The 14,207-nt window shown below is 71.3% G+C and carries 14 protein-coding genes and 1 tRNA gene; 13 read left to right on the forward strand and 2 right to left on the reverse strand.

The features are described from left to right. Window positions 1–61 precede the first annotated feature (61 nt). From C229_RS36135 to C229_RS0109210, 3 genes are read left to right on the forward strand one after another with little or no spacing between them, the layout of a single operon-like run. On the forward strand, window positions 62–1,021 hold the full coding sequence (locus C229_RS36135; protein WP_018654782.1) for an NADH-quinone oxidoreductase subunit NuoB: 960 nt from the start codon (window positions 62–64) through the stop codon (window positions 1,019–1,021). Beyond that, window positions 1,018–1,572: an NADH-quinone oxidoreductase subunit C gene (locus C229_RS0109205; protein WP_018654783.1), complete on the forward strand. Its 555-nt coding sequence runs from the start codon at window positions 1,018–1,020 to the stop codon at window positions 1,570–1,572. Before C229_RS36135 ends, C229_RS0109205 begins: the two co-directional genes overlap by 4 nt. Continuing rightward, complete coding sequence (locus tag C229_RS0109210; protein WP_026313607.1) at window positions 1,565–2,530, forward strand: complex I subunit 1/NuoH family protein; 966 nt, start codon at window positions 1,565–1,567, stop codon at window positions 2,528–2,530. Before C229_RS0109205 ends, C229_RS0109210 begins: the two co-directional genes overlap by 8 nt. A gap of 122 nt (window positions 2,531–2,652) precedes the next feature. Here the strand turns inward: C229_RS0109210 and C229_RS30030 are convergent, their stop codons facing one another. Beyond that, window positions 2,653–3,252 carry a ComEA family DNA-binding protein gene (locus C229_RS30030; protein ID WP_240487133.1) on the reverse strand — a complete coding sequence of 200 codons (600 nt, stop codon included), beginning with the start codon at window positions 3,250–3,252 and terminating at the stop codon, window positions 2,653–2,655. Window positions 3,253–3,735: 483 nt separating this feature from the next. Here C229_RS30030 and C229_RS0109220 point away from each other — a divergent pair, with 483 nt between their 5' ends. The 7 genes from C229_RS0109220 (at window position 3,736) to htpX (ending at window position 12,159) form a co-directional block, all read left to right on the forward strand. Further along, window positions 3,736–4,095 carry a 4Fe-4S binding protein gene (locus C229_RS0109220; protein WP_018654786.1) on the forward strand — a complete coding sequence of 120 codons (360 nt, stop codon included), beginning with the start codon at window positions 3,736–3,738 and terminating at the stop codon, window positions 4,093–4,095. Beyond that, window positions 4,092–4,604: an NADH-quinone oxidoreductase subunit J family protein gene (locus C229_RS0109225; protein ID WP_018654787.1), complete on the forward strand. Its 513-nt coding sequence runs from the start codon at window positions 4,092–4,094 to the stop codon at window positions 4,602–4,604. Before C229_RS0109220 ends, C229_RS0109225 begins: the two co-directional genes overlap by 4 nt. After that, the gene (nuoK, locus tag C229_RS35960; RefSeq protein ID WP_018654788.1) at window positions 4,604–6,139 is read left to right on the forward strand and encodes an NADH-quinone oxidoreductase subunit NuoK; all 1,536 of its coding nucleotides are present in this window, start codon (window positions 4,604–4,606) and stop codon (window positions 6,137–6,139) included. Before C229_RS0109225 ends, nuoK begins: the two co-directional genes overlap by 1 nt. Next, window positions 6,136–8,247 (forward strand): NADH-quinone oxidoreductase subunit 5 family protein, encoded by a 2,112-nt coding sequence (locus tag C229_RS0109235; protein ID WP_018654789.1) that lies wholly within the window; start codon window positions 6,136–6,138, stop codon window positions 8,245–8,247. The genes nuoK and C229_RS0109235 overlap by 4 nt, the downstream gene beginning before the upstream one ends. Then, window positions 8,244–9,746, forward strand: a complete 1,503-nt coding sequence (locus C229_RS0109240) for a complex I subunit 4 family protein (protein WP_018654790.1) — start codon at window positions 8,244–8,246, stop codon at window positions 9,744–9,746. The genes C229_RS0109235 and C229_RS0109240 overlap by 4 nt, the downstream gene beginning before the upstream one ends. A gap of 3 nt (window positions 9,747–9,749) precedes the next feature. Further along, the gene (locus tag C229_RS0109245) at window positions 9,750–11,237 is read left to right on the forward strand and encodes an NADH-quinone oxidoreductase subunit N (RefSeq protein ID WP_018654791.1); all 1,488 of its coding nucleotides are present in this window, start codon (window positions 9,750–9,752) and stop codon (window positions 11,235–11,237) included. 67 nt (window positions 11,238–11,304) lie between these two features. Further along, window positions 11,305–12,159, forward strand: a complete 855-nt coding sequence (htpX, locus tag C229_RS0109250) for a zinc metalloprotease HtpX (RefSeq protein WP_018654792.1) — start codon at window positions 11,305–11,307, stop codon at window positions 12,157–12,159. A 227-nt stretch (window positions 12,160–12,386) separates the two neighbouring features. Here the strand turns inward: htpX and C229_RS0109255 are convergent, their stop codons facing one another. Beyond that, window positions 12,387–12,875 (reverse strand): YajQ family cyclic di-GMP-binding protein, encoded by a 489-nt coding sequence (locus C229_RS0109255; RefSeq protein WP_018654793.1) that lies wholly within the window; start codon window positions 12,873–12,875, stop codon window positions 12,387–12,389. A gap of 171 nt (window positions 12,876–13,046) precedes the next feature. Here C229_RS0109255 and C229_RS34150 point away from each other — a divergent pair, with 171 nt between their 5' ends. The 3 genes from C229_RS34150 (at window position 13,047) to C229_RS0109270 (ending at window position 14,111) form a co-directional block, all read left to right on the forward strand. Continuing rightward, window positions 13,047–13,247 carry a hypothetical protein gene (locus C229_RS34150; RefSeq protein ID WP_033423959.1) on the forward strand — a complete coding sequence of 67 codons (201 nt, stop codon included), beginning with the start codon at window positions 13,047–13,049 and terminating at the stop codon, window positions 13,245–13,247. Then, a complete protein-coding gene (locus C229_RS0109265; RefSeq protein WP_018654795.1) occupies window positions 13,247–13,969 on the forward strand; it encodes a CHAP domain-containing protein in 723 nt (240 codons plus the stop codon). Before C229_RS34150 ends, C229_RS0109265 begins: the two co-directional genes overlap by 1 nt. 60 nt (window positions 13,970–14,029) lie before the next feature. Then, a tRNA-Tyr gene (locus tag C229_RS0109270) sits at window positions 14,030–14,111 on the forward strand. Window positions 14,112–14,207 lie beyond the last annotated feature (96 nt).

The following is a 14,207-nucleotide window of genomic DNA, read 5'->3' on the forward strand; positions in this document are numbered from 1 at the left end:
GCCGGGGCTGTAAGAATGCACCCGTGACTGCGAGCGGGCCGCCCAGCGTGAGGGACACAGCATGAGTACCGTCGATCTGCCGACGCCGGGCGTCGGGCCGCTGTCGCGGCTCGCGCCCAAACCCATGCGGTTCGTGCTGAACTGGGGCCGCCGGTACTCGCTGTGGGTCTTCAACTTCGGGCTGGCCTGCTGCGCGATCGAGTTCATCGCCACGTCGATGAGCCGGCACGACTTCATCCGGCTCGGCGTGATCCCGTTCGCGCCCGGCCCCCGCCAGGCCGACCTGATGGTCGTCTCCGGCACCGTCAGCGACAAGATGGCGCCCGCCATCAAGCGGCTCTACGAGCAGATGCCCGAGCCCAAGTACGTCATCTCGTTCGGGGCGTGCTCGAACTGCGGCGGCCCCTACTGGGACTCCTACGCCGTCACCAAGGGCGTCGACCAGATCATCCCCGTGGACGTCTACGTGCCCGGATGCCCGCCGCGGCCCGAGGCGCTGCTGCACGGAATCCTCAAGCTCCAGGAGAAGATCGCCGGGGAGTCGCTCGGTGAGCGGTACGGCGGCGACGGCGAGAGCGTGAGCCCAGCGCCCCGGTCGCGGCCGCTGAAGCCGACCGTCCTGCGGCGCCCGCCGGTCGCGGCGCCGCCTCCGCCGGCGGTCGAAGAACGGCCGGTTCCGGCCGGGGACGGGTCTCCGGATTCCCAGGAGACGCAGATTCTGCCGACCGTCTCGTCCTCGGCACCGGCCGGTGGCCCGGAGGACGCGACGCGGCCCGTTCCCGAACCCGTCGAGGCTCCGGCCGATGCCGAGGACGCGACGCGTCCGGTGCCGTCACTGCCGCCGGAGGCCGCGGCGAGCCCGGATGACGCGACGCGTCCCGTACCGTCGCCGGACGCTCAGGGGGACGGCGGCCCGCACGACGTGACGCGGCCACTGTCGGCCCTGCCCGACGACGGCTCCGAGCACGACCCGTCCATCATCCCCGGCCTCGCCGACGAGCGACGGGGGGACGGGGCGTGAGCGCGGTCGTGCTGGAAGCCGCCTGGACCGACCGTTTCGACGGCGACGTCACCACCGAGGAGACCGAGGCGGGACTGTCCGTCGGCGTCCTGCCCGGCGACTGGATCGCCGCGCTGACGTTCGCGCGGGACGTCCTGTCGTGCGAGTTCTTCGACTGGATCACCGGCGTGGACGAGATGGCGGAGGGGTTCGCCGTCGTCGCGCACGTGTACTCGCTGGAGAAGCGGCACCATCTGCTCGTCCACACCCGCGTCCCGCGCGAGGACCCCCGGCTGCCCACCGCCGTCGGCGTGTACCGGGGCGCGTCCTGGCACGAGCGCGAGACGTTCGAGATGTTCGGCATCGTCTTCGACGACCACCCGAACCTCGTCCCGCTACTGCTGCCCGACGGGTTCCAGGGGAATCCGCTGCGCAAGGACTTCGTGCTCGCGTCCCGGGTCGCCAAGGCGTGGCCCGGGGCGAAGGAACCCGGCGAGTCGGGCCATGGTGCGCCCAGCCGCCGCCGCGTGCGCCCGCCGGGCGTGCCCGACGACTGGGGCCCGCATGCCTGATCTGCTGGAGATCGTCCTGAAGCTGGCGCTCGTCGCGGCGGTGTTCGCGGTGTTGCCGCTGCTCGTCGGGCAGGCCGAGCACAAGGTGATGGCGCACATGCAGGGCCGCCTCGGCCCCATGTACGCGGGCGGGTTCCACGGCTGGGCGCAGCTCGTCGCCGACGGCGTGAAGTTCGCGCAGAAGGAGGACGTCGTCCCCGCCGCCGCCGACCGGCGCATCTTCAAGCTCGCGCCGGGCGTCGCGCTCGTGCCGTACCTGCTGGTCCTGCTGGTGATCCCGGTCGGGCCGGACGGGATGGTCGTGCTCGACCTCGGGCTCGGCCTGTTCTTCGCGCTCGCCGTGATGGGCATCGGCGTCATCGGCGCGATCATGGCCGGGTGGGCGAGCGCGAACAAGTACTCGCTGCTCGGCGGCATGCGGGTGGCGGCGCAGCTCCTGTCGTACGAGCTGCCGATGGTGTTCGCGGCGGCGTCGGTGGCGATGGCGGCGGGCACCCTGTCGCTGTCGGGGATCGTCGAGGAATGGCGCTGGTACTGGCTGCCGTGGCAGGCGGTCGGGCTCGTCGTCTTCTTCGTCGCGGGGCTGGCCGAGCTGCGCCGTCCTCCGTTCGACATGCCGATCGCGGACTCCGAGATCATTCTCGGTCCTTACACCGAGTACGGCGGTCTTCGCTTCGCTCTCTTCCTGCTCGCCGAATATGCCGGGATCGTGGTTCTGGCGGCGTTGACGGCCGTTTTGTATCTCGGTGGCTGGAAAGGGCCGTTCCTGGATGCGGAACTCGGCTGGCTCTGGCTTCTGCTGAAGGTGTTCGCGCTGGCCTTCATCGTGATCTGGCTTCGGGTGAGCTTCCCGCGCATGCGTGAAGATCAACTACAGCGTTTGGCGTGGGCGTGGCTGGTGCCGCTGGCCCTTGCGCAGTTGGCTTTGACGGGGGTCATGCGGGTGGTGTCGGCTTAGCCGGGCGCAGCTCCCGTTATCCACAGCCTCAGATTTGACTTTCGGAAGCCGCCCGACCCGACAAGACTCTCCGTAACGGCCGATGGTCGGTCGGTGATGGAGAGCGAGGTCAGGCCATGCGATCACGGCATGAAGAGCGTGAGATCCGCCACGCGCTGGAACACCGCCGGGGGCAGGTCGATCTCCACGGCCATCTCCTCGGCGGAGAGGAACCCGCCCTCCTCGCTCCGCCGGGCGACGATCCGCTCCACCAGCTCGTCCGTCATCCCCGGCAGGCCCGCCAGCACGCCCGGCGGTGCGCTGTTGACGTCCACCAGGCCGCCGTCGTCGTAGGCGCGCGGCAGGTCGGGGCGGCCGATGCGCAGCTCGTAGGCGAGCGCCGGGTCCTCCCGGGCCAGCGCCCGCGCCTCGGCGCGCAGCTTGCGCCGGTACTTCACGACGTGCACGGCCTGCTCGTTGCGCACACTCGCCGGCGTCGGCGGCTCGGGCGCGGGGAACAGCGAGGGGCGCAGCGCGAACGCGTGGATCGTCGCGCCGATCCACGCCATCATCCAGACCAGCCCGGCGATCGCCGCGAAGACGCTCGCGTCGGGTGCCACCACCATCAGGGCGACGACCGCCCCGTAGACGGCCGTCGCCACCGCCAGCGAGGCCGACCGGCGCTTGATCGCCATGTAGCCGAACGAGAACGGCGTCCCGAAACCGAACGTGACCAAGGGCACGAGCGCCCATCCGGCACCGCCGGGGCGCGGCGGGAGGGGCGGCGGCGGCAACGGAGCGGGATGCGGGAGAGCCTGTGGCACCGGCCGTCCGTGCGGTGGCGCACCGTACCCGTCGACCGGCCTGGACCTGCCATGACGGGGCGGACGGGACGCGTGGTGCCGGAGGTGTTCTTCCCCGCCGCCGTAGGGGTCGTGGACGTGATCGCTCATCTGCGCTCCTCCCACCGGGCCGTGCCGGAGCCTCCGCACGTCCCTGCTCTTGGGACGAACGCAACCCCCGCCGCGTTCCCCCCACGCGCCGCGTACGCCATCATGTCCCCCGTGGGACGGCTACCAGGAGGCGGTCTGGCCAAGGGGCTGGCCGTCACATTGCGAACGATGACGCGGCGTACCAACACGCGCCAGTATCCCGAGGTGCAGCCCGATCTGCCCCCGCGCAGCAGGGGGGTGATCGCACTCTTCGAGGAGAACTGCACCGTTTGCATGCTCTGTGCGCGTGAATGCCCCGACTGGTGCATCTACATCGACTCCCACAAGGAGACGCTGCCCGCCGAGGGCGGCGGCCGGGCGCGCACCCGCAACGTGCTCGACCGGTTCGCGATCGACTTCTCGCTCTGCATGTACTGCGGCATCTGCGTCGAGGTCTGCCCGTTCGACGCGCTCTTCTGGTCGCCCGAGTTCGAGTACGCCGAATACGACATCGCCGAACTCACCCACGAACGAGACCGGCTGCGGGAATGGATGTGGACGGTCCCGCCGCCCCAGGCCCTCGACCCGTCCGGCGACCCGCCCAAGGAGATCGCGGCGGCGGAGAAGGCGGCCGCGCGCGGGAGGAGGGCATGACCGGCCACGACGTCGTCTTCCTGCTCCTGGGCGCCATCGCGGTCGGCGCGGGCGTGCTCTGCGTGACGACGAAGCAGATCGTGCACGCCGCGCTGTGGCTGGTCGTGTCCTTCGGCGGCCTGGCGGGCGGCTACCTGGTGCTGACGGCCGAGTTCGTCGCCTGGGTGCAGGTGCTCATCTACGTCGGCGCGGTCGTCGTCCTGCTGCTGTTCGGCATCATGCTGACGCGCGCCCCGATCGGACGCGACCCCGCCCTCGACTCCGGCAACCGCTGGGTCGCGCTCGGCGTGGCGCTCGCGACGGCGGCGCTCCTCGTCACCGTCGTGATCATGGGCTTCGGGCACGCCTACAAGGAGATCGAGCCCGGCGGCGGTTCGGCCGACACGCTCGGTGCCGCCGTCTTCCGCACCTGGGTGCTGCCGTTCGAGGTGCTGTCGGTGCTGCTGCTCGCGGCGCTCGTCGGCGCGATCGTCCTGTCCCGGTCCGACATCGGCGAGAAGGACGACTGATGCACATCGTCTATCCCGCGGTCGTGTCCGCCCTGCTCTTCTCCGTCGGCGTCTACGGCGTCCTGGCCCGCCGCAACGCGATCCTGATGCTGATGGCGGTCGAGCTGATGCTCAACGCCGTCAACCTGAACCTCGTCGCCTTCGACGTCTGGTGGCGCGACGCCCTGCACGGCGGCCAGGTCCTCACCCTCTTCACGATCGTCATCGCCGCCGCCGAAATCGGCCTCGGCCTGGCCATCGTCCTGCTCGTCTACCGCACGCGCTCCACCATCAACGTCGACGAACTCCGCACCCTCGCCGAAACCCCGCCCGCCGCCCCGGCCTCCGCCGAAGCCGCACCGGCGAACGAACGGCCGTCCCCGGTCGGCGCGGAGCCCTCCGACCTCGCAGACGAGCCGTCGCCTCCTCGACCGGCCGACGAACGTCCGCCGAAGCTCGACGCCGACACCCGCGCACCCAAGACGCCACCGCTCAGCGAGCTTGAAGCCGATGCCCCGCCGCCCGCCGCCGACGACGAACGCACCATGGTGCTCCCCACCGCGGCCGTCCCCACCACGAGCGAGGCCGCCATCCCCGAACCCGGCGCCGCCGAACCCGACCCCGACGTCACCGCACCAGCCGAACACGCCCCCGAGGCAACGGCCCCCGAAACGACCGACCCCGCCCCGGCCAAGCCCATAGCCGCAGAGCCCACAACGCCCGCACCTAGTAGCGCTGCCGAGCCTGCTGCGCTCGAACCCCGCGCGATCGCGTCGGAAGCGGCTGAGCCCCGTGACGAGCGTGGGGCGGCCGAATCCAGCACGGCCGCGTCCGAGGGCGCTTCGCCGGAGGTGATCGAGCCCGAGGAAGCGCGCGGCGTCCGCAAGTCCGGTACCGCCGAGTCCGCCGGGACGGAGCCCGGCCCGGCCGAGCCCAGCGGAATCCAGCCCGGAGGAACGGCGCCTGGTGGTACCGAGCCCGGCGAAACGAAGCTCGGCGCGGCCGAATCCGGCGGTGCGGAGCGCGGGCCGGTTGAGTCTGACTCGGCTGAACCAGAAGAGAACGAACCCGGCCCCGTTGGGTCCGGAGCTGTCGAATCCGACGAGATCGAGTCTGGTCTCGCTGAGTCGAGTGAGAACGAGTCCGGTCCGGCCGAGTTCGGTGCGAACGAGCCCGGAGCTGCCGGGCCCGTCGAGATCGAGTCTGGTCCCGCTGAGCCGGGTGGGAACGAGTCCGGTCCGGTCGAGTTCGGTGCGAACGAGCCCGGAGCTGTCGAGTCCGTCGAGATCGAGTCTGGTCCCGCTGAGTCAGGTGGGAACGAGCCCGGTCCGGTCGAGTCCGGTGAGCCGGGCGAGAACAAGGCCGGTCCCGCTGAGTCCGGTGCGAATGAGGACGGAGCCGTTGAGTCCGGTGAGAACAAGGCCGGTCCCGCCGGGTCTGGTGAGGGTGAGTCCCGAGCCGCCGAGGCCGGTGGTGTGAAGCGCCGTGGGCGTGGGGGCGGCGGGCAGGGCGAGGAGCCGCCGGGTGGGGCCGAGGGGACGGAGGTCGGGCGGTGATCGTCCTTACGTCGTTGATCGTGTTGGTGCCGTTCGTGGCGGCGTTCGTCGGGTTCCTGTTCGGGCCCCGGTTGACGCGGTTGCTCGGGGGACGGCCGCCGGCGGCGGCGCCCGTGGGGGCGACCGTCGTGACCGAGGCGGAGGCGGACGCCGATCCTGACTCCGCCGCCGCCGGTGCGACACCTCCGGAGGCAGCGCGGGCTGCGGCGTTCCGCAACGGCCCGGCTCTCATCGCGTGCGGGGCGAGCGCGGTGTCGCTCGTCCTCGCCGTGATCGTCGGGTTCGTCGCCTGGCGCTCACCCGGCGTCCGCACCGGTGTCCTCACGACGATCGACGCCGGGTCGGTCCCGATCCGGGTCGGTCTGCACGTCGACGGGCTGGCCGCGCTGATGGTCGTCATGGTCTGCACGGTCGCGTTCGCGGTCCAGCTCTACTCCGTCGCCTACATGGCCAAGGACGCCCGGTACTCCTCGTACGCGGCGTTCATCTCCCTGTTCACCGCCGCGATGCTGCTGGTCGTGCTGTCCGGCGACCTGCTCGTGCTGTACGCGGGCTGGGAGGTCATGGGCGTCTGCTCGTACTTCCTCATCGGCCACCACTGGGAGGACCGCGCGAACTCCCGCGCCGCCGTCAAGGCGTTCCTGGTGACGCGGCTCGGCGACGTCGGCTTCCTGCTCGGCATCATCATCCTGGGCGTCGGCGCGGGCACATTCTCGATCGACGGCATCATCCAGCGCGCCCCGATGCTCCCCGACGGCACCGTCCTCGCCGCCGCGCTGCTGCTCCTGGCGGGCGTCGCGGGCAAGAGCGCCCAGTTCCCCCTGCACACCTGGCTCCCGGACGCCATGGCGGGCCCGACCCCGATCAGCGCGCTGATCCACGCCGCGACGATGGTCGCGGCAGGGATCTACGTCGTCGCGCGCCTGTTCGACGTGTTCGTCCAGGCACCGACGGCGCTCGCGGTCCTCGGCGTCCTCGCGGTGGTCTCCATGGTCGGAGCCGCGCTGGCGGCCCTCGCCCAGGACGACCTGAAACGCGTCCTCGCCTACTCCACCATCAGCCAGCTCGCCGTGATGGCGGCGGGCCTGGCCGTCGGCGCGAAGCCCGCCGCGGTCTTCCACCTCGTCGCGCACGGCGCGTTCAAGGCGCTGCTCTTCCTCGCGGCGGGCAGCGTCATCTTCGTCGCGGGCACGAACCTCCTCGCCGGTTACGGCGGCCTGCGCGGCCGCATGCCGCTGACGTTCGGCGCGATGACGATCGGCTTCGCCGCACTCGCGGGCGTCCCCCCGGTCAGCGGCTTCTTCAGCAAGGACGCCGTCCTCGAAGGCGCCCAGCACGCGGCCCTGCACGGCGGCGAACTCGTCCACAGCGCCTCCACGCCCGGCGGCCGAGCCGTCGAAGGCGGCTTGACGTTGGTGGGCGTCCCGGAGGGACCGGGCGCCGTCTCGGGCTCCTACACGGGTGCCGCCCCCGCTCCGCTGAGCCCCACCAACCTGCCCGCCGACGCCGCCCTCCCACCGGCCGTCGCCTGGCTCATCTACCTCGGCCTGCTGCTCACGATCGTGCTCACCGCCGCATACGCCGCCCGCGCCTGGCTGATGACGTTCTTCGGCGAGTACCGCGGCACCGGCGAGCCGCGCGAGGCGCCGCGCCTCATGTCGTGGACGGTCGCGGCGCTCGCCGTCCCCGCCGCGTTCCTCGGCTTCACCGGTCTCGCCTCGGGCGAGCTGCGCCCGCACCTCGGCTCGGCGCTGCTCGGCCTGCTGCTGACGGCGGCGGGCATCGGTGCCGCGTTCCTGCTCTGGAACCGCGACCCCGCGCTCGACCCGGCACGCTCCCTCGGTCCGGCGCGGCCCGCCCTCGCCCGGGCCTTCTACCTGGACGAGGTGTACGCGCTGCTGTTCGTCCGCCCCGTCCGGTGGCTCGCCGGACGCGTCGCCGTCGCCGACGACCGGGGCATCGACGCGGCCGTCAACGGCATCGCCACCGGAACGCGCCGCCTGGCCGGAACGCTTCGCCTCCCGCGCGACGGTGACGCCCAGTCCTATCTCACCGGCCTGCTCGCCGGGTTCGTCGTCATCGCGGCCGTGGTGGTGGTCTTCCTGTGATCTTCCTGCTGATGATGGCGATCCCGCTGCTGGGCGCGCTGGCACTGCTGCTCCCGGCGGGTCGCTTCCTGCCGGGGGAGACGGCCGTCCGCCGGTTCGGCCTCGGCGTCTCGGGCGCGACGCTGCTCGTCGCGGTCTCGGCCGTGACGGCGTTCGACTTCGGCGACCCGGCCCGGATGCAGCTCGAAATCGACCGCTCGTGGTCTCCCGCGATCGGACTGCGCTTCCACCTCGGCATGGACGGCATCTCGCTGCCGCTGGTCCTGCTGACCGCGCTGCTGACGTTCCTGTGCTTCGTCCACACGATCAAGCACCCGCCCGCCGGCGGCCGGACCCGGCTGCTGACGGCGTTGCTGCTCGTCCTCGAAGTGGGCCTGCTCGGCACGTTCACCGCCCTGGACCTCGTGCTGTTCTTCGTGTTCTTCGAGGTCGTCCTGATCCCGATGTACGCGATCATCGCGATCTGGGGCGGCGCGAACCGGCGCCCCGCCGCGACGAAGTTCATCCTGTACACGCTGCTCGGCTCGGGCCTGCTGCTGGTCGGGATGCTGCTCGTCGGCGTGCAGGCGGGCACGCTGGACATGACGGTGCTGGCCGACCGGCACGGCGAGGGCCTGACGCGCGGCGTCCAGATCACCGCGTTCCTGCTCATGGGCCTCGGCTTCGCCATCAAGGCGCCGATGTGGCCGCTGCACACCTGGCTGCCCGCAGCGCACACCGAGGCGCCGACGGTCGGCTCGGTGCTGCTCGCCGGCACCCTGCTGAAGATGGGCACCTACGGCATCATCCGCATTGCGCTGCCGGCCACGCCGGAGGGTGCCGTGTTCTGGGCGCCGTGGCTCGGGCTGTTCGCCGTCGTCGGCATCGTCTACGGCGCCCTCGCGTGCCTCGCACAGACCGACCTCAAGCGCATGATCGCCTACTCGTCCGTGGGGCACATGGGCTTCGTCCTGCTCGGGATCGCGACGCTGACGCCGGTCGGCGTCAACGCCGCGCTGTTCGGCAACGTCGCGCACGGCCTCATCACCGGCCTGCTGTTCTTCCTCGCCGGTTCCGTCAAGGACCGCTACGGCACCGGCGACCTCCGCGAACTCGGCGGCGGCATGCTCACCACGGCGCCCCGCCTGGCAGGCGTGCTGACGTTCGCGTCCGTCGCCAGCCTCGGACTGCCGGGCCTCGCCGGGTTCTGGGGCGAGATGCTCGCACTGCTCGGCGCCTACCGCCCCAACGGGGACCTGCCGCGCGGCGTCTTCCTGGCGTTCATGGTCGCCGGGGCGCTCGGTGCTCTGCTCACCGCCGCGTACTTCCTGCGCATGCTCGCCAAGATCACGCACGGTCCGCCACCGGCGTCCGTCCCGGACGGCGCAGGACGCGTCTCCGCCTACGAGTACGCCGCGTGGACGCCGCTCATCGCGCTGACCCTGCTCGTCGGGCTCTGGCCCAAGACGCTGCTCGACGTGACCACCGGACCGGTGCGCGCGCTGTTCGGAGGTGGCTGACCCGTGATCCAGGGCATCGACTACGCGGCGGTCGCGCCGCCGCTGATCCTCGCCGTCGCCGCGATTGGGCTGCTGCTCGCCGACGCCTTCGACGTCCCGCGCCGCGTCCTCGGCTTGCTGTCGGGCGCCGCCGTCGCGGTGGCGCTCGCCGCGGCGGTGCCGCTGGCCTTCGGCGACCGCCGCGCCACGTTCTGCGTCCCTGCCGGGCTGCGCGGCGACGGCCCGCCGTCGTGCTCGTACGTCGCCGACCAGTTCACGATGGTGTTCCAGATCATCGTGCTGGCCGCCGCGCTCGTCGTCGTGCTGCTGTCGCTGCGGGAGATCACCGACAGCCGCATTCCGGCGGGGGAGTTCCACTTCCTGCTGCTCGCCGCCGTCGTCGGCGCGCTGACGCTGGTCGCCGCCCGCGATCTGATCCTGCTCGTCGTCGCCCTTGAGACGCTGTCGCTGCCGGTGTTCGCGCTCGTGGCGCTGCGCCGCTACGACGGCGTCGCCTCCGAGGCGGCCATCAAGCTGTTCCTCGTCTCGGTCGTCTCGGCGGCGGTGATGCTGTTCGGCGTCAGTCTCGTCTACGGCGCGACCGGCGCCATGCACCTCGATCGCATCGCGCCCGCGCTGGAGAACCTGCCCGGCACGCTCGACCCCGTCGCCGGGGCCGGGATCGTGCTCGTCCTCGTCGGTTTCGGGTTCAAGGTCGCGGCGGTGCCGTTCCACTTCTGGGCGCCGGACGTCTACCAGGGCGCGCCGCTGCCCGTCGCCGCGTTCTTGTCCGTCGTGTCGAAGGCCGCCGGGTTCGCCGGATTCGCGATCGTCCTGTCCCTCGGGTTCCCCGCCTACGGGCACATCTGGGGGCCGGTCGTCGGCGTCATCGCCGCGCTGACGATGACGCTCGGCAACCTCATGGCGTTGCGGCAGGGCACCGCGATCCGGCTGCTGGCGTGGTCGTCGATCGCGCAGTCGGGCTACATGCTGGCGCCGCTGGCCGTCGGCGCGAACCGGCTCCCCGAGGCCGTCGCCGCCACCACCGCCTACATGGCGCTGTACGCGGTGATGAACCTGGGCGCGTTCGCCGTCGTCATCGGGTTCCGTCGGCGGCTCGGTGCCGTCGGTGGCTGGGACTCCCTCGCCGACTACCAGGGCCTCGGCCGCCGCAGCCCGGCCGTGGCGGCGGCGCTGGCGTTCTTCCTCATCTGCCTGGCCGGTCTGCCGCCGGGCGTCATGGGGCTGTTCGCGAAGGTCGTCGTGTTCCGCGCCACCGTCGCCGGAGGCGTCACCTGGCTCGCCGTGATCATGGCGCTGAACACGGTGATCGGGCTCTACTACTACCTGAAGTGGGCGGTGCGCCTGTTCGGCGAGCCGTCCGGCCCCGCCTACGCGACCGCCGTGCCTGGACTGCCGCTGCGCGTGGTCGTCGCGGTGACGGCCGCCGGGGCGATCGTGCTGTCCGTCGCGCCGCAGATCGTTCTCCAGGCAGTGACGTCTGTCACCTAGTTTGGGAACGTTTCTCCTGGTCAAACCGTTCCCTGGGTGATCGAACGCTACCGGGAGGGCGGGTGACGTGGGCTTCAACGGCGTCAAGACGGCGGCTCTGATCGCCTCGCTGTCCGCGCTGATGCTGCTGGTCGGCTGGGCCTTGGGCGGAAGCGTCGGCCTCGCCGTCGCGCTGGTCATCGCGCTCGGCACGAACGGCGTCGCGTACTTCTTCAGCGACCGCATCGCGTTGCGCTCCATGCGGGCACATCCGGTCGGCGAGGTCGAGGCGCCCGTCCTGTACCGGCTCGTGCGCGAGCTGGCGACGTCCGCGCGGCAGCCGATGCCGCGCCTGTACGTCTCCGAGACCCTCCAGCCGAACGCCTTCGCCACCGGCCGCAACCCGCGCAACGCCGCCGTCTGCTGCACGCGCGGCATCCTGCGCATGCTCGACGAACGTGAGCTGCGCGCCGTCCTCGGGCACGAGCTGTCCCACGTCTACAACCGGGACATCCTCATCTCCTCGGTCGCCGCCGCCATCGCCACGGTGATCACCTACCTGTCCCATCTGGCGATCTTCCTCCCGATCGGACGGTCGGACGACGACGACGGCCCCGGCCTGCTCGGCGCGCTCCTGATGATGATCCTCGGCCCGATCGCGGCGGCCGTCGTCCAGATGGCGATCAGCCGCACCCGCGAGTACCAGGCCGACGCCTCCGGCGCCGCGCTGACCGGCGACCCGCTCGCACTGGCGTCCGCGCTCCGCAAGATCGAGGCGGGCACCCAGGCGATGCCCCTCCCGCAGGACCCGCAGCTCGCCTCCACCAGCTCCCTGATGATCGCCAACCCGTTCCGCGGCGGCGGCATCGGCAGGCTCTTCTCCACCCACCCGCCGACCGCCGAGCGCGTCGCCCGCCTGGAACGCATGGCCGGCCACCGCTGATCCGTCCGTCCCGCGGACGGTTGTCAGGTTGCTCCGAACCGGGCGGGGGTTCGCCGCGTCAGAGGTAACGAGTGCGCCGGGACCTTCTGCGGGGGAGGGACCCGGCGCACTCCCTCCGAAACGTCACGCGGCCCGGCCCCCCTCCGGCATCTGGGCCGCGTGGCCCGAGTGGCGGGCCGCCGCCAACGACGTCGGCGGCTCGCGCCCCGCTCCGTGATCGGACCAGGTCAGCGATAGTTCACGAACTGCAGGGCGACGTCCAGGTCCTTGCCCTTGAGCAGGGAGATGATCTCCTGGAGGTCGTCCTTCTTCTTGGAGCTGACGCGCAGCTCCTCGCCCTGGATCTGCGCCTTGACGCCCTTGGGGCCCTCGTCGCGGATGATCTTGCCGATCTTCTTGGCGTTCTCCTGCGAGATGCCCTCCTTGAGGGCCACCGTCAGCTTGTAGACCTTGCCGGACGCCTTCGGCTCCGTCGGGTCGATCGACTTCAGCGAGATCTGCCGCTTCACCAGCTTGTCCTTCAGCACGTCCAGGACGGCGTTGGCGCGCTCCTCGGAGTTCGCCTGGATCTCGATCGCCTCACCGGACCATTTGATCCCCGCGTCGACGTTACGGAAGTCGAACCGGTTCGCGACCTCCTTCGCCGCCTGGTTGAGCGCGTTGTCGACCTCCTGCCGGTCGAGCTTCGAAACGATGTCGAAAGAGCTGTCCGCCATAGCACAACCATCCTTCAAGCTGGGGAAACGGTCCGCAGAGCGTGCCCGGACGGAGCACGACGCACGGAGTCAGCGTAGCGAGCGTGTGTGCGGTCTCGCGGAAAGGGCACCGTGCGTGCGGACGACTCGCCACACTGGTCGTCGAACCCCGGAAACGACCGCGGAGGCCCCGTGAAGCCCGCTGATGCAGCAGAACTGGAAGAAATGGACAAGGTGGACGTCCATCCCGACGTTCACCGCGCGACGGAACCGGACGAAGACCAGATCCTGCGCGACCTGTACGGAGAGCCCGACGCCGAGGGCGTCTTCCGCGGCGCCGCGATCGCACCCCACGAGGACCCGGTCGAGGACGCGGACGAGGGGGACGTCTGATGGGCACCGCCGCGGGAATGCTGGCCGAGGCCCGCAAGTCGCTCGGCCTGCGCGGACGTCCGAACTACATCACGCGCGACTACGCGGCCCGGCACGGCGGCGAGTTCCTGTCCGCGCCGTGGTGCGACATGGCCGTCACGTACTGGGCGCGGCGCTCGGGCAACGCGGGCGCCGTCCTGCCGGGCGGCGACCGCGCCTACACCGTCTGGCACGCGCAGGACTTCCAGAAGGCCGGTCGCTGGCACACCGGCACGGCCGCGAACCTGAGCAAGGCCAAGCCCGGCGACATCGTGTTCTTCGACTGGGGCGCGACGAACAGCGTCGGCGCCATCGACCACGTCGGCGTCGTCGAGAAGGTCCTGTCCGGCGGCCGCGTCCAGACGATCGAGGGCAACACCTCCGACGCGGTCCTGCGCCGTGTCCGCGGCGCCGACACCGTCGCCGGCTTCGGCCGCCCCGCCTACACCGGCGGCACCTCTTCCTGGACGGAGAAAGCTGTGAAGAACCTGCCCCAGCTCAAGCGCGGCTCGACCGGCGAGGCCGTGCACACCCTGCGCGGTCTCCTGCACGCCCGCTCCCACCAGGAGATCGGCCCCGTGGAGGGCGGCTTCGACGCCAAGGTCGAGGCGGCGGTCAAGGCCGTCCAGAAGTGGGGCGGCGTCCCCGCCGACGGCATCGTCGGCCCCCAGACCTGGCCCATCCTCCTCCGCGTCCACAAGTGATGTCACGTCCGCTCCCCCCGTCCGCTATCCTTCCTAGTGCCGCCGCGAAAGCGAGCGCCCGGCGGGTTGCCCGAGTGGCCAATGGGAGCGGACTGTAAATCCGTCGGCTTAGCCTACGCAGGTTCGAACCCTGCACCCGCCACACACTGAGAACGGCCCTTCACCAGGTAGAACACGGTGGAGGGCCGTTTGCGTTCGGTTCGGTCGAGAGTGCGTTTCTTCTGCGGGGCAACCGATG

Source organism: Actinomadura flavalba DSM 45200, assembly GCF_000374305.1.
Classification (GTDB): Bacteria; Actinomycetota; Actinomycetes; order Streptosporangiales; family Streptosporangiaceae; genus Spirillospora; species Spirillospora flavalba.